The following is a 17,492-nucleotide window of genomic DNA, read 5'->3' on the forward strand; positions in this document are numbered from 1 at the left end:
GATCGTGCTAGCACAGATGCGCTACGAAAGGTGACGTCATGACCGACCTCCTGGCCGAGCACCCGGTGGCCGGCCTCATCGTCGGCTGCGAGATCGGGTTGTGGGTGCTGCTGGGGCTGGGGCTCGCGCTGCGCTACCTCGCACGGCTGCGCCTGCTCAGCACGCTGGTGCTCGCGGCCATCCCGCTGCTCGACGTGGTCCTCGTGGTGGCCACGGCGCTCGACCTGCACCGGGGCGCGCCGGCGGGCCTCAGCCACGGCCTGGCCGCCGTCTACCTGGGGTTCTCGGTGGCCTTCGGGCCGGCTCTGGTGCGCTGGGCCGACGCCCGCTTCGCGCACCGCTTCGCCGGCGGGCCCGCACCGGTCAGGCCGCCGCGGCGCGGTCCCGGGCGCCAGAAGCACCTGTGGCGGGAGTGGTACCGCGTGGTCGTCGCCGCCGCGATCACCTCCGCGGTCCTCGGCGGGCTCGTCCTGCTCGTGGCCTCCCCCGAGCAGGACGGCCCGCTGGCCGGGTGGATCGGACGGGTGTGGGCGGTGGTCGGGTTGTGGCTGCTGCTCGGTCCGGTCTGGGAGGAGGGCAGGAACCGGGGACGGGAGCCCGACGGGGTGGCCGACCCGGCCGACGTCGCGGGCGGGCGCCGGAGCGGGTCCGTCAGCCGCGGCCGGTGAGCACCCGCAGGTACCGGCGGGCGGCCACCCGCTGGGCAGCGCGGGCCACCGGTCCGCCGGCCCGGGTGAGCCACGACGCCGGCCGCGACAGCGCGACGACCGTGGCCGTGCAGCCCTGCGGGCCCCGTTCGAGCACGAAGGCCTCCTCCCCCGCCTCGGGGTGCCCGGGCAGGGTGCCGTAGCTGAAGCCCACCCGGTCCGCGGTCCGCTCCACGGCGAGCACCCGCACCGGGGCGGTCAGCGGGCCGATCCGCAGCACGGCTACCGTGCCGACGTCGAGCGGGTCGGCGTCGGTCCGCACGCCGACCCCGGCGCCGAGGTGCATGCGCCAGCCGAGCAGGGTCGAGGCCGCGAGCTCCCAGCGGTCCGCGGGCAGGACGCGACGCTGCCGCAGCGCGTGCCAGCCCGGCAGCACCGGCAGCTCGCCGGACAGCAGCGCCCCCGGCGGCCACCCGCCGCCGGCCAGCGGTGCCGCCCGCAACCGCGCCGCCTCCGCCGCCGCCAGCGTGCCCGGCGCCCGGTTCACGGGGCGGCCCGTCGGGCGTCCGCGGTCTGCAGCAGGGCGCGCAGCTCCGCCAGCCCGGAGCGGGTCGCCGCCACCGCCAGCCGGTCGCCGGCCCGCAGCGGTCCCGCGTCGGGACGCCAGGACCACCCCCCGCCCGAGCGCCGCACCGCCAGCAGGCGCACCTCACCGGGTCGGGCCACGTCCCCGAGGTCGAGGCCGTCGACGCCGACGGCGAGCTCGGTCAGCACCAGCACGCGGCGCCCCACCGGCAGCAGCGTCTCGGCGGGACGCCCCAGGGTGGCCGCCGCGAACGCCGGCGCCGCCAGCACCGACACGCTGCGGGTCGGCCCCAGGTCGAGGGTGCGCTCCACCCGGGTGGCCAGCGCGTGGTCGAACAGCCTGGTCACCACGCGCACCTGCGGGTTGACCTCCTTGGCGACCAGGGCGATCTCCAGGTTGACGGCGTCGTTGTCGGTGAGGGCGAGCACCACGTCGGCACGGTCGATGCCGGCGACCTCGAGGGCGGCGGTGTCGGTGCCCTCCGCCACCACCACGGGCACCTTGAGCTGGCGCGCCCGGCGCACCCCCAGCCCGTCCTCGGAGCGCTCGACGGCCACCACGGCCACCCGGCGCTCGTGCAGCCGCAGCAGCACCGAGGTGCCGATCCGGCCGAGCCCGCAGACCACCACGTGGTGCCGCGGCTTCCCGCGCACGCCCCCGGTCAGCGCGGCCAGCCGGCTGGTGACCAGCAGGTCGACCAGCACGGCCGTCACCCCGGCCGACAGGATCAGCCCGAACAGCTGGATCACCACGGCACCGAAGCGGGCCACCAGCGGCAGCGCCTCGACCTCCACGTCCACCCCGGTCTGGGTGGAGGTGGTCAGCGCCAGGTAGAACGCCTGCCACCAGCTGACGCCGTTGATCCTGAAGTAGGCCACCGACGCCGCGATCAGGGCCACCAGCCCGAGCAGCACCCACCGCAGCCGGCGGTCGAAGGTCCGCCGCAGCGCGCCCGGCAGCCCGGTGGTGCGCACGGTGCTGGACCTCCCGGCCACGATCTCGGTGCCGAGCACCAGGTCGCCCTCGTCGGGGAGCAGGGCGTCGGCGCCGACCCGGGTGCTGTCCCCGAGCACGGCCAGCAGCTCCCCGCCGACCCGCCGCCGGGAGCCGGCCACCACGGGCCGTCCGGCCAGCTCGAAGGTCTCCACCTCGGGGCTCTCCAGGGCCGCCGCCACGAACGAGGGCGCGGCGAGCTCGGCCGAGGACAGCACCACGCACTCCCCCAGCAGCGGCTCGAGCCGCCGGGCCAGCGCGGGGTTCTCCATCTCCAGGACCAGCCGGACGCCGGGGCAGATCTCCTCCACCATCATGGCCACCTGCACCACGTGCACGTCGTCGGCACCGAGCACCACCACGCACCGGGCGCGGGCGACGCCCACCTCGCGCAGCGCGGACTCGGTCACCGAGCGCACCGTGTGCACCTCGGCGCCCGCCTCACGCAGCTCGTCCTCGTGGTCGACCTCGTCGGCCCGGCACACCACGACCAGCGGCTGCCCGGCCTTCTGCAGCTCCTCCACCAGCCGGACGCCGGTCGAGGTGGCACCGACCACGACCACGTGCTCGCTGCGCCGCTCCAGCATCATGGCGGGCAGCCTAGGGCCCCGGGGTCCGCGGCGGCGCCGCCGCCGCGGTCCTCAGAACCGGGCCGGCTCGCGGTAGCTGCCCCACTCCTCGCGCAGCACGCCGCAGAGCTCGCCCAGCGTGGCCTCGGCCCGGACCGCGTCGAGCATCGGGGCCAGGGTCGAGCCCCGGCCCCGGGCGGCCTCCCGCAGGCGCGCCAGCGCGACCGCCACCGCCTCGCCGTCGCGCTCGGCCCGGCGCCGGGCCAGCCGCTGGCACTGCTCCCGCTCCACCTCCGAGCCGACCCGCAGGATCTCCAGCTCGCCGGTCACCGTGGCGGTGTGGCAGTTGACCCCCACCACCCGCTTCTCCCCCTTCTCCAGCGCGAGCTGGTAGGCGAAGGCCGACTCGGCGATCTCGCCGGTGAACCAGCCGTCCTCGATGCCGCGCAGCAGTCCGGAGGTGATCGGGCCGACCGGGTGCGCCCCGTCGCGGGCGCCCATCCGCTCGATGCGGGCGAAGATCTCCTCGGCCTCGGCCTCCAGCCGGTCGGTCAGCTCCTCGACGTACCAGGACCCGCCGAGCGGGTCGGCGACGTTGACCACCCCGGTCTCCTCCGCCAGCACCTGCTGGGTGCGCAGCGCGATCTCGGCCGACCGCGCCGTGGGCAGGGCCAGCGTCTCGTCCAGGGCGTTGGTGTGCAGCGAGCTGGTCCCGCCCATCACCGCCGCCAGGGCCTCGACCGCGGTGCGGACCACGTTGTTGTACGGCTGCTGGGCGGTCAGCGAGACGCCCGCGGTCTGGGTGTGGAAGCGCAGCCGCTGGGCCCGAGCCGTGGTGGCCCCGAAACGGTCGCGCATCCACCGGGCCCAGATCCGCCGAGCGGCCCGGAACTTGGCCACCTCCTCGAAGAAGTCGATGTGGGCGTCGAAGAAGAAGCTGAGCCCGGGGGCGAAGACGTCGACGTCGAGCCCGCGGGAGAGCCCGAGCTCCACGTAGCCGAAGCCGTCGGCCAGGGTGAAGGCCAGCTCCTGCGCGGCCGTGGCCCCCGCCTCGCGGATGTGGTAGCCCGAGACGCTCAGCGGCTTGTACCGCGGCATGGTGGCGCTGGTGTGCTCCATCAGGTCCCCGATGAGCCGCAGGTGCGGGCCGGGGTCGAAGATCCACTCCTTCTGGGCGATGTACTCCTTGAAGATGTCGGTCTGCAGGGTGCCGTCGAGGGCCGACGGGTCGACGCCCTGCCGCTCGGCGGCCACCACGTACATGCAGAAGACCGGCACGGCCGGGCCGGAGATGGTCATCGAGGTGCTGACCGCGCCGAGGTCGATGCCTCGGAAGAGGGCCTCCATGTCGGCGCAGGAGTCGACGGCCACCCCGCAGTGCCCGACCTCGCCGCGGCAGCGCTCGTCGTCGGAGTCCAGCCCCATCAGGGTGGGCATGTCGAAGGCCACGCTGAGGCCCCCGCCGCCGCCGTCCAGGATCATCCGGTAGCGCTCGTTGGTCTGGATGGCGTCGCCGAAGCCGGCGAACTGGCGGATGGTCCAGGGCCGGCCGCGGTAGCCGGTGGCGTGCAGCCCCCGGGTGAACGGGAACTCCCCCGGCCAGCCGATCCGCTCCGCCCGCGGGTCGGTCGCCCCCTCCGGAGGCCCGTAGACCGGGTCCACCGGCATCCCCGACAGCGTGGTGAAGTCGCGCTGCCGCACCCCGCCACGGGCCTCGGCCTCGGCGTAGGCCCGCTGCCAGCGGACCCGGCCCGCGTCCGACGTCTCCGGCATCCCGACCTCCTCGTCGTCCCTGCCCGTGCTCCGATGGTAGGACGCCCGAGGACCCTGCGCTCCGCCTGGCGTTCACCTCGTGTCCACCTGCCCTGGCTAGCGTCGCCGACCATGACGAACGTCGCCATCATCCCGGCCCGCGGCGGCTCCCAGGGGGTTCCCGGCAAGAACCTGCGGCCGGTGGGCGGCGTCCCGCTGGTGGCGCGGGCGGTGCGGGCCTGCCTGGCCGCGCGCCGGGTGGACCGGGTCTACGTCACCACCGACGACGCGGCGATCGGGGCCGCGGCCCGGGCCGCCGGCGCCGAGGTGGTCGAGCGCCCCGCCGACCTGGCCGGCCACACCGCCTCCTCGGAGTCGGCGCTGCTGCACGCCCTGGACGCCATCGCCGCATCGGGCGTGGACCCGGAGGTGACGGTCTTCGTGCAGTGCACCAGCCCCTTCATCCGCGGCGAGGACGTCGACGCGGGCGTCGCGCTGGTGGCCGGCGGCACCGCGGACTCCGCCTTCTCGGCGGTGGAGACCTACGAGTTCCTCTGGCGCGACGCCGACCCCTCGCAGCAGCCGGGGACCGGCCCCGTGGTGGGCCAGAACCACGACGCCCGCCACCGCCCGCGCCGCCAGGACCGGCGCCCGGACTTCCGCGAGACCGGGGCCTTCTACGTGATGCGCACGGCCGGGTTCCGCGAGCACCGCCATCGCTTCTTCGGCCGGACGCAGGTGGTCCCGGTCTCGGAGCTGAGCAGCCTGGAGATCGACACCGTCGAGGAGCTCGCCCTGGCAGACGCCGTCGCCGCGGTGCTGGACCGCTCCGGCGAGCCGGCCGCAGCCGCCCCCATCGACGTCGACGCGGTGGTCACCGACTTCGACGGGGTGCACACCGCCGACACCGCCTACCTCGACCAGGACGGCCGGGAGACGGTCCGGGTCAGCCGCTCCGACGGCCTCGGGGTGTCCTTCCTGCGTCGGGCGGGTGTGCCGGTGCTGATCCTGTCCCGGGAGCAGAACCCGGTGGTGGCCGCGCGGGCCGCCAAGCTGCAGGTCGAGGTGCGCCACGGCGTGCTGGACAAGACCACCGCGCTGCGGCAGTGGATGGACGCCCGCGGGCTCGACCCGGCCCGGGTCGCCTACGTCGGCAACGACCTCAACGACCTGGGCCCGCTGTCGCTGGTCGGGTGGCCGGTCACGGTGCCCGAGGCGCACCCGAGCGTGCGCCGGGCCGCCCGCGTGGTGCTGTCGCGCCCCGGCGGGCAGGGCGCGGTGCGCGAGCTCGCCGAGCGGGTGCTGGCCTCCCGGCCCGAGTGGGTCGGGGTGGTCAGCGAGGTGTCCTCCGGCGCACCCGCCGCACACCCCGCCACAGCCATCCCGGCAGCAGCACCCGAGCCTGCCGCCGCAGCGGCCCTCGGAACCGTCCTGCGGGGCTGAGCCGGACGGGCGCCAGCCGCCCGGCCCGGCGCTCGGCCACCCGCTGCTCCAGCCGGGTGACCCAGCTGACCGCGTCGGGGCCGTGGAAGTAGTTCTCGGCCAGCCAGGTCGGGTCCGGCGTGGGGAACCGGTCGGCGCGCAGGTCGTCCAGCGTGCCCAGCAGCCCGGACCCGTCGAAGACGAGGTTGATCATCTCCGCCGAGACGCCGAAGTCCGACAGCACCAGGGTGGGCACGCCGGCGTGCAGCGCCTCCAGGGCCGCGGTGGAGGAGACGGTGACGAAGCCGTGCGCGTCGGCCAGCGCGTCGGCCATCGACCCGGCCCGGAAGGTGATCCGGTCGGCCGGCCAGCCCCGCTCGCGGGCCAGCCCGGGCCACAGCTCGGCGTAGGACCACCGTTCGTGGTGGGTCTGCTGCTCCCCGGGCAGCGCCCGGACCTTGACCACCGGTCGCCACGGCTGCGGCACCTCGGCCAGCGCGGCCAGCACCGCCCTGCGGTCCTCCGCCGTGGCGGGCACCTTGGCCTGCGCGGCCAGCACCACGTCCCGCCCGCCCCCCGCCGACGTCCCCTCCCGCAGGAAGGGCAGCGTGGCGAGCACGAACTCGTGGGGGACGCCGATCTCGGCCGCCAGCTCCTCGTGCGCCGCGCACTCGCGGCGGCTGTGCAGCACGAACAGGTCGCAGCCCTCGCGGAACCGCAGCCCCCGGGCCCGGGCGGGGAAGCTGATGCCGGGCAGCCCGGTGACGAGCACCGGCCGGTCCCGGGCGCGCAGCGGCGGGTGCTCGAGCAGCGCCCGCACCACCGGACCGGTGCAGGCCAGCAGCACCGCGTCGGGGCGGAGCCGGCGCACCGCAGCCAGGGCGGCCAGCGCGGACACCGGCCGCAGGGCGGTGCCGGTGGCCGCCAGGACCTGCGCCGGGGACGGCGTGATCGGGCTGCGGACCACCAGCACCCGCACCTGCCAGCCGGTGCCGAGCTGGCTCACCAGCGCGCTGGCCCACTTGAGGTAGGAGTCGCTGTCGGCCAGCACCAGCAGCCGGCGCGGCAGGCCGGCTGCGCCCGTCGGCGCGGGCGTGGGCGGGGCCATCAGAAGTCGCCGGCGGCCGCCCGGGGACCGCGCAGCAGCGAGGAGAGGGCGTCGCACTCCTCCTCGCTCAGCGCGGTCAGCCCGAAGCCGGCGTCGGTGACGGCCTGGGTGGCCTGCTCGAGCACCCGGCGTCCCCGCTCGGTGATCGCGGCCAGCACCGCCCTGCCGTCGTGGGGGTGCGGCCGGCGCTCGATCAGCCCGGCCGCGTCCAGCCGCTGCACCAGCGAGGTGACCGAGGTGGCGTGCACCTGCAGCCGCTCGCCGATCTTGCCCAGCGACAGCGAGCCGTGGCGGCTGAAGGACAGCAGCACCAGCACCTCGTAGCGGGCGAAGGTCAGCCCCAGCGGGCGCAGCAGCTCGTCCAGCTGGGTCAGCACCAGCTGGTGCACCCGCATCAGCGAGGTCACCGCCCGCATCCGCGGGGTCTCGGGATGGTGCTGGGACCACTGCTGGGCCGCCCGCTCGACCGGGTCGAAGGGCAGCCGCTTCCGCTCCGCCATCAGGTTCCGTCTGCTCCTCGCTCGGGGTCCGGGCTGCCCGGGCTGGACCTCGTCCGGCCGCCGTGGGGCACCGGGTGCGACACTGCCATGCTGCGCCGGACCCCCGACCGCTGGATCACCCGTTGGATCGTGAGGTCGCGCTCGTCGGGACGCCCCACCCAGCGCACGTCCCGCAGCCCCTGGTCCTGGGCGGCGGACTCGAAGACGAAGTGGCCGTACCCCAGCAGCCGCCCGACCAGCGGCTTGTGCACGGCGATGTCGAGGATCCGCTGGATCGGCATGGTGGCCAGGTGCTGGCTGAAGATGCCGGTGACCCGGAACACCCGCATGTTGGTGATGACGAAGCGGTCCATGTGCGCGGCCTGGATCTTGTACAGGCAGGTCCCCGCGCCGGCCAGCCCCAGCACCAGCAGGACCCACCAGCCGGCCCCGGCGAGCGGCATCGACGCCACCACCACGATGCAGACCACGAGCCCCGCCACCCAGCCGGCGATGGCCATCGGGTGCTTGCGGACCTCGTCGATGACGACCTCGCCCTCGTCGGCGATCAGGTGCCGGTGGACCTCGGGGTCCAGCAGCCTCGACCAGGCGCTCACCGCTGCTCCCGGCCGCGCCTCAGGAGGCGAGCTCGTCGAAGAAGGTGCCGATCGAGGTGAAGGCACCGAAGAAGCTGCGGACCGCGGCGGCGGCGTCCTCCGGCCGGGTGAAGAGGTAGTACAGCGCGAACGCGACCACGAGGATCATGGCGATCTTCTTCAGCCAGCTCATGGGTCCTCCGGGCGGTGTGGGCAGACGTCGTGGGTCATTCTGCCCCGCCCGCGGAGCGGCCGCGTGGACCTTCCCGGGTCGGCGCGCCGTCCAGCAGCGCCGCGGCGGCGGTGTAGGGGTCGAGCCGGCCGTCGCCGACCTCCTCGGCGAGGCGGTCCAGGGGTGCGCCGGTGAGGGTGCGGAACCGGCGGCGCACCCGGGCCAGGGCGAGCGCCTCGATCTCCTCCCGCGCCCGGCGCCGGCGGCGCCGCTGCCACCCGCCCGACGCCTGCTGGCTCTCCCGGTGCGCGCGGACGGCGGCCAGCAGCTCGCCCACCCCCTCACCCGTGGAGGCCACGGTCTGCACCACCGGCGGCCGCCACGGGCTGCCGGGCTCCCGGGTGGCCTCGGCGGGGCTGCCCAGGGACACCATCGTGCGCAGGTCGCGCACCAGCGACCGGGCGCCGTCGCGGTCGGCCTTGTTCACCACGAAGACGTCGCCGACCTCGAGCAGACCGGCCTTGGCCACCTGGACGGCGTCCCCGGTACCGGGTGCCATCAGCACGCAGGTGGTGTCGGCGCAGGCGCTCACCTCGACCTCGGACTGGCCCACGCCGACCGTCTCCACCAGCACCACGTCGCAGCCGGCGGCCTCCAGCACCCGCAGCGCGGCCGGCGTGGCGGCGGCCAGCCCGCCGAGGTGGCCGCGGCTGGCCATGGAGCGGATGAACACGCCGCGGTCGAGGGCGTGCTCCTGCATCCGCACCCGGTCACCGAGCAGCGCGCCGCCGGTGAACGGGGACGAGGGGTCGACCGCCAGCACCCCGACGACCAGGCCCTCGGCCCGCAGCGCCGTGACCAGGGCGGTGGTCGTGGTGGACTTGCCGACCCCCGGCGCACCGGTCAGCCCGACCACGTGCGCCCGGCCGCTGCCGGGCGCCAGCGCGCGCACCAGCTCGGGCAGCCGCGGGTCGTCGTCCTCGACGAGGCTGACCAGCCGTCCGACGGCCCGGGGACGGCCGGCGCGGGCCTGCGCCAGCAGCCGGTGCAGCTCGTCCCGGGCTGCGCCGCCCGCCGGAGCGGTCACGCCGGCCCGGCGGCGCGCAGCAGCAGCGCGTCGCCCTGGCCGCCGCCACCGCAGAGGGCCGCCACGCCCAGACCGGTGCCGCGCCGCGACAGCTCGAGGGCGAGGTGCAGCACCAGCCGGGCCCCGGAGGCGCCGATCGGGTGGCCCAGCGCGATCGCGCCGCCGTGGACGTTGACCCGCCGCTCGACCTGCTCCGGGTCCAGCCCGAGGTCGCGCGCGCTGGCCAGCACGACGGCGGCGAAGGCCTCGTTGAGCTCCAGCAGGTCCAGGTCGGCGACCTCGACCCCGGCGCGCCGGCAGGCGGCCCGGACGGCGGCGGCCGGCTGCAGCTGCAGGCTGGAGTCGGGTCCGGCGACCTGGCCGTACCCGACGACCTCGGCCAGCGGGGTCGCCCCCCAGCGCTCGGCGGCCGCCGGGCTCATCACCACGCACGCCGCGGCGCCGTCGGAGATGGGGCTGGCCGAACCCGCGGTGATCGTGCCGTCGGGGGCGAAGGCGGGCCGCAGCCGCGCCAGCGCGGCCTCGTCGGCGTCGGGCCGCACCCCCTCGTCCTCGTCGACCACGGTGGCGCCGCGCCGGCCGGGGACCGTCACCGCGACGACCTCGGGGTCCAGCACGCCGCTCGCCCGGGCCTGGGCGGCGAGCCGGTGGGAGCGGACGGCGAAGGCGTCCTGCTCCTCGCGGCCGACCCGCAGCGGCCCGGTGTTGCAGGACTCGGTCAGCGCGCCCATGGACTGGTCGGTCCAGACGTCCCACAGCCCGTCGTGGGCCATGTGGTCGCGCACCGTCACGTCCCCGTAGCGGTAGCCCTGCCGCGACCCGGGCAGCAGGTGGGGCGCCTGGGTCATCGACTCCATGCCGCCGGCCACGACGACCTCGCACTCGCCGGCGCGGATCAGCTGGTCGGCCAGCGCCACCGCGTTGAGCCCCGACAGGCAGACCTTGTTGACCGTGAGCGCCGGGACGTCCATGCCGATCCCGGCGCGGACCGCGGCCTGGCGGGCCGGCAGCTGACCCGCCCCGGCGGGCAGCACCTGGCCGAGGACGACGTGGTCCACCGCCTCGGGGGGCACCCCGGCGCGCTGCAGCGCAGCCGCGACCGCCACCCCGCCGAGCTCGGTGGCCGGCAGCGACGCGAGCGCGCCGCCCAGCCTCCCGAAGGGCGTCCGCGCCCCGCCGACGACCAGCGAGCCCATCCGTGTGCCTCCGTCCCGGCACGGGCCGCCGGTGGCGCCGCGCCGCTGCCCAGCCTACGGTCCGGCTGTGAGACGGTCAGGAGGTGAGCAGCACCTCCTCCCCGGCTCCCCCGCCCCCTGCTGACCTGCCGGCCGAGCTCTTCACCGGCCTCGACCACGTCGGCTACGCCGTGGCGGACCTCGACGAGGCGCTCACCCTGCACACCCAGACGCTCGGGTGGCGGCTGGAGCACCGCGAGCGCAACGAGGAGCAGGGCGTCGAGGAGGCCATGCTGGTGACCGGCGACGGCGGCCCCGACGCCGCCCGGGTGCAGCTGCTGGCGCCGCTGGGACCGGACTCCCCCATCGCCCGCCACCTGCAGCGGCGCGGGCCGGGGGTGCAGCAGGTGGCCTACCGGGTCGGCGACCTGGAGCGGGTCAGCGCCGTGCTGCGCGAGCGCGGCTTCACCCTGCTGCACCCCTCGCCCCGCCGCGGCACCGCCGGGTCGCTGATCAACTTCGTCCACCCGCGCGACACCGGCGGGGTGCTGCTGGAGCTGGTGCAGCGGCCGGCCTGACGCCGCGCCCGTCGCGGCGCGAGCCCGGCGGGTGCGCGCTGGACTAGCCTGTCCGGAGACGACTGGGAGGTGGCGCTGCATGCCCGACGAGAACACCGAGACAGGCCTGGACATCTTCTTCGACCAGAGCTCCGACACCGGCTTCCGCCAGGTGCGCCTGGGTGGTTACGACAAGCGGGCCGTCGACGCCTACGTGGCGGAGGCCGAGCAGCGGCTGCGCAGCCAGCAGCAGCGGATCCAGCGGCTGGAGGCCCAGCTGAGCGAGCTGCAGCAGGCCGAGCCGACCGTGCCGCTGCCCACCGCGGCGGCCGAGCAGCCCGACGTCGGCGCCCGGACGTCGGCCATCCTGCAGCTGGCCCAGGAGCAGGCACGTCAGGTGCTGGACGCCGCCGAGGCGGAGGCCCAGCGGATCGTCGAGGCCGGACGCCACCAGGCCCGCGAGCTCACCGAGGCCGCCGAGCGCGACGCCGAGGACGTCCGGCTGACCACGCTGGCCCACGCGGAGGCGCAGCGGGCCCGGCTGGAGCGGGAGACCGGCGACCAGGTCCAGCGGACCACGGCCGAGGCCGAGCTGCTCCTCGACCGCGCCCGCCAGCAGGCGGCCGTGGTCGCCCACGAGGCCGAGGTCACCGCCGCCCAGCTCCGCGAGACCGCCGAGCGCGAGGCCGCGCTGATCCGGCAGGAGGCGCTGACTCAGGCCGCGGAGTGGCGGCTCGAGGCCGAGAACACCCGCTCCCAGGTGCTGGCCACCCTGCAGCAGGAGCACCAGGAGGCCCGGGCCGCGCTGGCCGCCACCATGGCCGAGCACTCGGCGCAGCTGCAGCAGGCCAACGAGGAGCTGGCCCAGGTGGTCGCCGAGTCGGCCCGGATCCGCGCCGAGGCCGTGGTCGAGGCCGACGAGACCCGGGCCCGGACGCTCCGCGAGACCGAGATGCAGATCGCCGTGGCCCAGCAGCAGGCCCGGGTCAGCCTGGAGCGGGCCACCGAGCGCCACCAGGCCCGGCTGGACGCCCTCAAGCGCGAGATCGCCTCGCTGCAGGCCCGCCGCCAGGGCATCGTGGCCCAGCTCTCGCACCTGTCGGCGATGGTCACCGCGACCGCGGGGCAGTTCAGCACCGACGACCTCGACGAGCTCGAGACCGACGACCTCGACACCCCCGTCCTGCTGGCCCCCGAGCCCGCCCCGACCGAACCCGCCCCGACCGAACCCGCCCCGACCGAACCCGCCCCGGCCGGACCCGCTGCGACCGGGCCCGCTCCGGTCGAGCCCGCGGCTAAGGCGGAGGCCGCGGCACCGGGCGAGCCGACCGAGCCCGACCAGCCGATGGACGCCGAGCCGGCTGCGGCGCAGCCCGAGGCGGCGTCCGAGCCGGCTGCCGGCGCGGACACCCGCGACGAGGCCGAGGAGGAGACCCAGCAGCTGCCGCGCCCCACCGCGGCCTCGGGCGGCGGTGCGGGCGGCCGCCCCGGCCGTCGCTGATCCGGGCGCGGAGACCCAGCGATGACCACCACCGGGCCCGGGCCGTCGGCCTTCCCCGGACCCGTGCCGGCCTCGGACCCGGCGGCCGCCTCCGCCGTGGCCCCGGCGCCCGCCTCCGGCAGCAGTCCGGACGGGGGCGACGGCGCAGGGCCGACGGGCTCCCGGCGGCGTGAGCCCGGGCTGCGGCTGAGCCTCAACTCGCCGTACCGGGTCGGCTTCTTCGGCTGCCTGGGGGTGCTGACCGCCTACCTGCTCTTCCAGGCGGCGCTGGAGATCAACGCGATCCTGATGATGGTGGTGGTCGCCCTCTTCGTCGCCGTCGGGCTCAACCCGGTGGTGGAGTTCATGACCCGCCGCGGCCTGCCCCGTGTGCCGGCCGTGCTCGCCGTCTTCCTGGTGCTGGCCACGGTCATCTCGCTGGTGGTGCTGGCGGTGCTGCCGGTGTTCAGCTCCCAGGTCAACCAGCTGCTGCAGAGCACCCCGGACTCGCTGGCCAGGCTGCGCGACAACCCGGTGTTCGCCGATCTCGACGCCCGCTACGACCTCGTCACCAGGGCCACGGAGTTCATCGGCTCCGGCGCGCTCCTCGAGACGCTCTTCGGCGGCCTGCTGGGCGCCGGCCGCTTCATCGCCAACGTGCTGGTGGCCACCATCGTCACCCTGGTGCTGACGCTGTACTTCATGAGCTCGCTGCCGGCCATCAAGCAGGTGATCTACCGGCTGTCGCCGGCCAGCCGCCGCCCGCGGGTGCGCCACCTCGCCGACCAGATCTTCAGCAAGGTGGGCTCCTACCTGACCGGGATGTTCGTCGTCATCACCTGCGCCGGCGTGCTCAGCTTCATCTTCCTCAGCGTCATCGGGATGGGCGAGTACGCCCTCGCGGTGGCCGCCGTGGTGACGATGCTGAGCTTCATCCCGCTGGTCGGCTCGACGCTGAGCATGATCCTGGTCACCGCGGTGTGCTTCAGCAGCTCGGTGCCCCAGGGCGTCGCCGGGCTCGTCTACTACCTGATCTACCAGCAGTTCGAGGCCTACGTCGTCTACCCGCGGGTGATGGCGAAGTCGGTGCAGGTGCCGGGTCCGGTCACGGTGGTGGCCGCACTGGCCTTCGGGACCCTGCTGGGGATCGTGGGCGCCCTGATCGCGGTGCCCACCGCCGCCGCGCTGCTGATCCTCTACCGCGAGGTGCTGATCCCCCGCCTCGACCGCAGCTGAGCTCAGAAGAGCCGCTCGTCGGCGTTGTCCATCCCCCGCAGCGCGTCGTAGTCCACCGTCACGCAGGCGATGCCGCGGTCGGTGGCCAGCACGCGCGCCTGCGGCTTGATCTGCTGGGCGGCGAAGACGCCCTCGACGTCGCCGAGCAGCGGGTCGCGGCGCATCAGCTCCAGGTAGCGGGTGAGCTGCTCGACCCCGTCGATCTCGCCGCGGCGCTTCACCTCCACCGCGAGGTGGCGGCCGTCGGCGGTGCGGCACAGCAGGTCCACCGGCCCGATGGCGGTCATGTACTCCCGCCGCACCAGCCGCACACCGGGGCCGAAGACCTCCGGGTTCTCGGCCAGCAGCTCCTGCAGGTGCGCCTCCACCCCGTCCTTCTGCAACCCGGGGTCGACGCCGAGGTCGTGGCTGGAGTCGTGCAGCACCTCGGCGATCGCGATCTGCAGGGTGTCGCCGTCCTTGCCGGTCACCTGCCAGACCTGGGTGAGGCGGTCGTCGAGCTCGGCCACCACGGCCTGCTCGTCCTGCGCGGGCTCGCGGACCTCGAGCGTGCACGGCGGGCTCATCCAGTTCAGCGGCTTGTAGGCGCGGTCGTCGGCGTGGATGCTCACCGAGGAGTCGGACTTGACCATGATCAGCCGGGTGGCCATCGGCAGGTGGGCGGTCAGCCGTCCCGCGTAGTCGACCTGGCAGCGGGCAACGACGAGTCTCACAGCGAGGCAATCTACGCGATGCCCACCGCCGGCGGAGCCGCTCCGGCGGCGGGCGGCGGCTGCGGTGCCGTGTGCCAGACTCGGGGGCGTGGCGCGCGGTCGCAGGCAGAGCAAGCACGCCCGTCCGCACCGTCCGCTCGCCCCCGGTCTCGGGGCCGAGCGCGCCGAGCAGCGCGACGGGAGCTGGGTCGTGCGCAGCGTCCCCGGGCAGTCGAGCACCAAGTCCTACACCTGCCCCGGCTGCTCGCGCCCCGTGGCCGCCGGTACCCCGCACGTGGTGGCCTGGCCCACCGGCGCCGACTTCGGCCTCGAGGTCGGCGTGCAGGCGCGACGCCACTGGCACACCGGGTGCTGGCAGCGCCGGTGAGCCCCGGACGGGCGGATCGCCCGTCGCTGGCAGACTGACCGACCCACCACCAGCCGAGACGAGGAGCCGAGTGAGCACGCTGCACACCACCGAGATGGGCGCGTCGGGTTCGCGGGTGGTGTTCTGCCACGGGCTGTTCGGCCAGGGCCGCAACTGGACCCAGGTCGGGCGGGCGCTGACCGACCGCCACCGGGTGCTGCTGGTGGACCTGCCCAACCACGGCCGCTCCGCCTGGACCGAGCGGGTGGACTACCTCGACATGGCCGACGCCGTCGCCGGCCTGCTCGACCCCGCCGACCCGGTGGCCCTGGTCGGCCACTCGATGGGCGGCAAGGTGGCGATGGCGCTCGCGCTGCGCCACCCGGCGCTGGTGGAGCGGCTCTGCGTGGTGGACGTCGCCCCGGTCAGCTACCCCTCGATGAGCACCTTCGCCGGGTACGTCCGGGCCATGCGGGCCGTCGACCTCGACGCGCTGACCTCCCGCGAGGACGCCGACGCCGCGCTGCGCGAGGCCGTGCCCGACCCGGTGGTGCGGGGCTTCCTGCTGCAGAACCTGCGCCGCGAGCGCCGCCCGGGCGGCGGCGACGGCTGGCGCTGGCAGATGAACCTGCAGGCCCTCGGCGACCAGCTGGAGGCGCTGCGGCAGTTCCCCGCCGAGCAGCTGGCCCAGGCCGAGCCCTTCGCCGGGCCCACCGCCTGGGTGGCGGGCGAGCACTCCGACTACGTGCTCCCCGAGCACGAGGAGACCATGCGGGGCTGGTTCCCCCGCACCCGGCTCGTCACCGTGAAGGGCGCCGGCCACTGGGTGCACTCCGAGCAGCCGGAGGTCTTCCAGGCGGTGCTGCGGCGCTTCCTGGGCGACTGAGGGGCCCGCTCACTTGGCCTGGCCGTAGTCCTGCACCACGGCCACGCTGAGCGGGAACTCCACCGGGGTGCCGCCGAACATCAGCGCGGTGGCCTGCGCCGCCGCCCGGTGCACCGCCGCGACCACCTGCTCGGCCAGCTCCTCGGGGGTGTGGACCATCACCTCGTCGTGCAGGAAGTAGGCCAGCCGCGGTGCCCGGCCCTGCCCGTCGGCGAGCCCGGCCAGCAGCGTCCGCAGCCCGGCCAGCCAGCACAGCGCCCACTCCGCCGCGCTGCCCTGCACCACGAAGTTGCGGGTGAAGCGGCCCCAGTCACGTGAGCTGCGGCGGGCGTCGCGGCGCTCGGACTCCGGCAGGTCGGCCCCGCTGACCTCACCGCCGAGTGCCGTCCAGGCGGCGGCCGAGGACGGCGGCGGCGAGGTGCGGCCCAGCCAGGTCGTGACCTGCCCGCCCCGCTCGCCGGTGCGGGCGGCCTCCTCCACCAGCCCGGTGGCCAGCGGGTAGGTCCGCAGCAGCCGGGGCATCAGCTGCCCGGCCTCGCCCGAGGTGGCCCCGTACAGCGCGCCGAGCATGGCGACCTTGGCCTGCGGCCGAGTGGCCACGACGCCGTCGGCGACGAGACCGGCGTACAGGTCCGCGCCGCTGCCGGCCCGGGCCATCTGCTCGTCGCCGGACATGGCGGCCAGGATCCGCGGCTCCAGCTGGGCGGCGTCGGCCACCACCAGCCGGTGACCGGGGTCGGCCACCACCGCGGAGCGGATCTGGCGGGGCAGCTGCAGCGCCCCGCCGCCGTTGGTGGCCCAGCGCCCGGTGACCACCCCCGCCACCACGTAGTCGGGGTGGAACCGGGCGTCGCGCACCCACGTCTCCAGCCAGTGCCAGCCGTGGGCGGTGGCCAGCCGCGACAGCTTCTTGTACTCCAGCAGCGGCGCGACCACCGGGTGCTGCAGCTGCTCCAGCTCCCACTGCCGGGTGCTCTGCACGCCGAGCCCGGCCGTCCTGAGGGCCTGCAGCAGCTCGGGCTGGGAGTCGGGGTTGAGCCGTGGGGCACGCAGCAGCCCGCGGATCTCGGCGCACAGCTCCTCCAGCCGCGACGGGCGCCCGCCGAAGGCGGCCGGCTCCCCGAGCAGGCTCCGCAGCTGGGCGTCGTGCACCTGGCGGCTCCACGGCATCCCGTCGTGCTTGAGCTCGGCGGCGACCAGCGCTCCGGCGGACTCCGCCGCCAGCAGCAGCCGGAGCCGTCCGGCGTGCTCGGCGGTGGCCAGCACCCGTTGCTGGCGGGCGTGCTCGGCGAGCACCTGGGCCAGCGTCGGACCGGTCACCAGCTGCGGCAGGTCCAGCAGCGAGGGCACCCCCTCGTCCGGCGGGGCCTGCAGCCCGTCCCAGACCTCGTCGTCCGCGGGCCCGGACGGCCACCGGCAGCGGCTGCTGCGCCGCAGCACGTCGCGGCTCAGCCGCAGGTCGGTGCAGCGCCTCAGCCGGACGCCGGCAGCGAGCAGGTGCGGGGCGACCTGGCGGGTGTCCCCCCACACCCAGCGCGGCCCCGCCCGTTCGAGCTCCAGCAGACGGTCCCGGGCGGCGCCCAGGTCCGGGTACCGCTCGGGGGCGACCGGACGGGCGTCGTCGGCGGGCCCGGCGGGGACGGCGAGCAGCAGCTCCCCGTCCTGCCAGGCCAGCGCGATGTCCACCC

At 75.8% G+C, this 17,492-nt stretch carries 18 protein-coding genes; 7 read left to right on the plus strand and 11 right to left on the minus strand.

The window, feature by feature from the left end; genetic code table 11:
* The first annotated feature begins 38 nt into the window (after positions 1–38).
* Positions 39–668: a hypothetical protein gene (locus GC722_RS08305; RefSeq protein ID WP_156609487.1), complete on the plus strand. Its 630-nt coding sequence runs from the start codon at positions 39–41 to the stop codon at positions 666–668.
* Here GC722_RS08305 and GC722_RS08310 read toward each other — a convergent pair.
* The 3 genes from GC722_RS08310 to GC722_RS08320 are packed head-to-tail and all read right to left on the minus strand — an operon-like array spanning position 652 to position 4,568.
* A complete protein-coding gene (locus GC722_RS08310; protein ID WP_197429909.1) occupies positions 652–1,194 on the minus strand; it encodes a DUF1990 family protein in 543 nt (180 codons plus the stop codon). The two genes, GC722_RS08305 and GC722_RS08310, sit on opposite strands and share 17 nt — an antisense overlap.
* Entirely contained in the window at positions 1,191–2,816 is a 1,626-nt protein-coding gene (locus GC722_RS08315; protein WP_156609488.1) for an NAD-binding protein, read from the minus strand. Before GC722_RS08315 ends, GC722_RS08310 begins: the two co-directional genes overlap by 4 nt.
* 51 nt (positions 2,817–2,867) lie before the next feature.
* Positions 2,868–4,568 (minus strand): acyl-CoA mutase large subunit family protein, encoded by a 1,701-nt coding sequence (locus GC722_RS08320; RefSeq protein ID WP_156609489.1) that lies wholly within the window; start codon positions 4,566–4,568, stop codon positions 2,868–2,870.
* 111 nt (positions 4,569–4,679) lie between these two features.
* On the opposite strand from GC722_RS08320, the gene GC722_RS08325 reads away from it, so the two are divergent.
* Positions 4,680–5,990 (plus strand): acylneuraminate cytidylyltransferase, encoded by a 1,311-nt coding sequence (locus tag GC722_RS08325; protein WP_156609490.1) that lies wholly within the window; start codon positions 4,680–4,682, stop codon positions 5,988–5,990.
* Here the strand turns inward: GC722_RS08325 and GC722_RS08330 are convergent.
* The 6 genes from GC722_RS08330 to GC722_RS08350 are packed head-to-tail and all read right to left on the minus strand — an operon-like array spanning position 5,881 to position 10,607.
* On the minus strand, positions 5,881–7,077 hold the full coding sequence (locus GC722_RS08330) for a DUF6716 putative glycosyltransferase (protein ID WP_156609491.1): 1,197 nt from the start codon (positions 7,075–7,077) through the stop codon (positions 5,881–5,883). The genes GC722_RS08325 and GC722_RS08330 overlap by 110 nt on opposite strands.
* Positions 7,077–7,577 (minus strand): MarR family winged helix-turn-helix transcriptional regulator, encoded by a 501-nt coding sequence (locus GC722_RS08335; RefSeq protein ID WP_156609492.1) that lies wholly within the window; start codon positions 7,575–7,577, stop codon positions 7,077–7,079. Before GC722_RS08335 ends, GC722_RS08330 begins: the two co-directional genes overlap by 1 nt.
* On the minus strand, positions 7,577–8,173 hold the full coding sequence (locus GC722_RS08340) for a PH domain-containing protein (RefSeq protein WP_331714550.1): 597 nt from the start codon (positions 8,171–8,173) through the stop codon (positions 7,577–7,579). Before GC722_RS08340 ends, GC722_RS08335 begins: the two co-directional genes overlap by 1 nt.
* 19 nt (positions 8,174–8,192) lie before the next feature.
* The gene (locus tag GC722_RS17715; protein WP_197429910.1) at positions 8,193–8,345 is read right to left on the minus strand and encodes a hypothetical protein; all 153 of its coding nucleotides are present in this window, start codon (positions 8,343–8,345) and stop codon (positions 8,193–8,195) included.
* A gap of 34 nt (positions 8,346–8,379) precedes the next feature.
* A complete protein-coding gene (gene meaB, locus GC722_RS08345; protein ID WP_331714551.1) occupies positions 8,380–9,411 on the minus strand; it encodes a methylmalonyl Co-A mutase-associated GTPase MeaB in 1,032 nt (343 codons plus the stop codon).
* The gene (locus tag GC722_RS08350) at positions 9,408–10,607 is read right to left on the minus strand and encodes an acetyl-CoA C-acetyltransferase (protein ID WP_156609493.1); all 1,200 of its coding nucleotides are present in this window, start codon (positions 10,605–10,607) and stop codon (positions 9,408–9,410) included. The genes meaB and GC722_RS08350 overlap by 4 nt, the downstream gene beginning before the upstream one ends.
* An 83-nt stretch (positions 10,608–10,690) precedes the next feature.
* Between GC722_RS08350 and mce the strand changes: the two genes are divergently transcribed.
* From mce to GC722_RS08365, 3 genes are all read left to right on the plus strand, one after another.
* Positions 10,691–11,164: a methylmalonyl-CoA epimerase gene (mce, locus tag GC722_RS08355; RefSeq protein ID WP_331714552.1), complete on the plus strand. Its 474-nt coding sequence runs from the start codon at positions 10,691–10,693 to the stop codon at positions 11,162–11,164.
* A gap of 79 nt (positions 11,165–11,243) precedes the next feature.
* Positions 11,244–12,644, plus strand: a complete 1,401-nt coding sequence (locus GC722_RS08360) for a coiled-coil domain-containing protein (RefSeq protein WP_156609494.1) — start codon at positions 11,244–11,246, stop codon at positions 12,642–12,644.
* A 21-nt stretch (positions 12,645–12,665) separates the two neighbouring features.
* Positions 12,666–13,859: an AI-2E family transporter gene (locus tag GC722_RS08365; protein WP_156609495.1), complete on the plus strand. Its 1,194-nt coding sequence runs from the start codon at positions 12,666–12,668 to the stop codon at positions 13,857–13,859.
* 2 nt (positions 13,860–13,861) lie between these two features.
* Here GC722_RS08365 and nucS read toward each other — a convergent pair whose 3' ends face one another.
* A complete protein-coding gene (nucS, locus tag GC722_RS08370) occupies positions 13,862–14,572 on the minus strand; it encodes an endonuclease NucS (protein ID WP_331714553.1) in 711 nt (236 codons plus the stop codon).
* An 88-nt stretch (positions 14,573–14,660) separates the two neighbouring features.
* Between nucS and GC722_RS08375 the strand changes: the two genes are divergently transcribed.
* Together GC722_RS08375 and GC722_RS08380 are read left to right on the plus strand one after the other, a co-directional pair.
* Positions 14,661–14,939, plus strand: a complete 279-nt coding sequence (locus GC722_RS08375; RefSeq protein ID WP_197429979.1) for a hypothetical protein — start codon at positions 14,661–14,663, stop codon at positions 14,937–14,939.
* A gap of 70 nt (positions 14,940–15,009) precedes the next feature.
* Positions 15,010–15,804, plus strand: a complete 795-nt coding sequence (locus GC722_RS08380; RefSeq protein ID WP_331714554.1) for an alpha/beta fold hydrolase — start codon at positions 15,010–15,012, stop codon at positions 15,802–15,804.
* 9 nt (positions 15,805–15,813) lie between these two features.
* Here GC722_RS08380 and GC722_RS08385 read toward each other — a convergent pair whose 3' ends face one another.
* Positions 15,814–17,490: a bifunctional 3'-5' exonuclease/DNA polymerase gene (locus tag GC722_RS08385; protein WP_197429911.1), complete on the minus strand. Its 1,677-nt coding sequence runs from the start codon at positions 17,488–17,490 to the stop codon at positions 15,814–15,816.
* Positions 17,491–17,492: the final 2 nt, after the last annotated feature.

It is taken from the genome of Auraticoccus cholistanensis (assembly GCF_009742705.1).
In the GTDB taxonomy this organism is placed as follows: domain Bacteria; phylum Actinomycetota; class Actinomycetes; order Propionibacteriales; family Propionibacteriaceae; genus Auraticoccus; species Auraticoccus cholistanensis.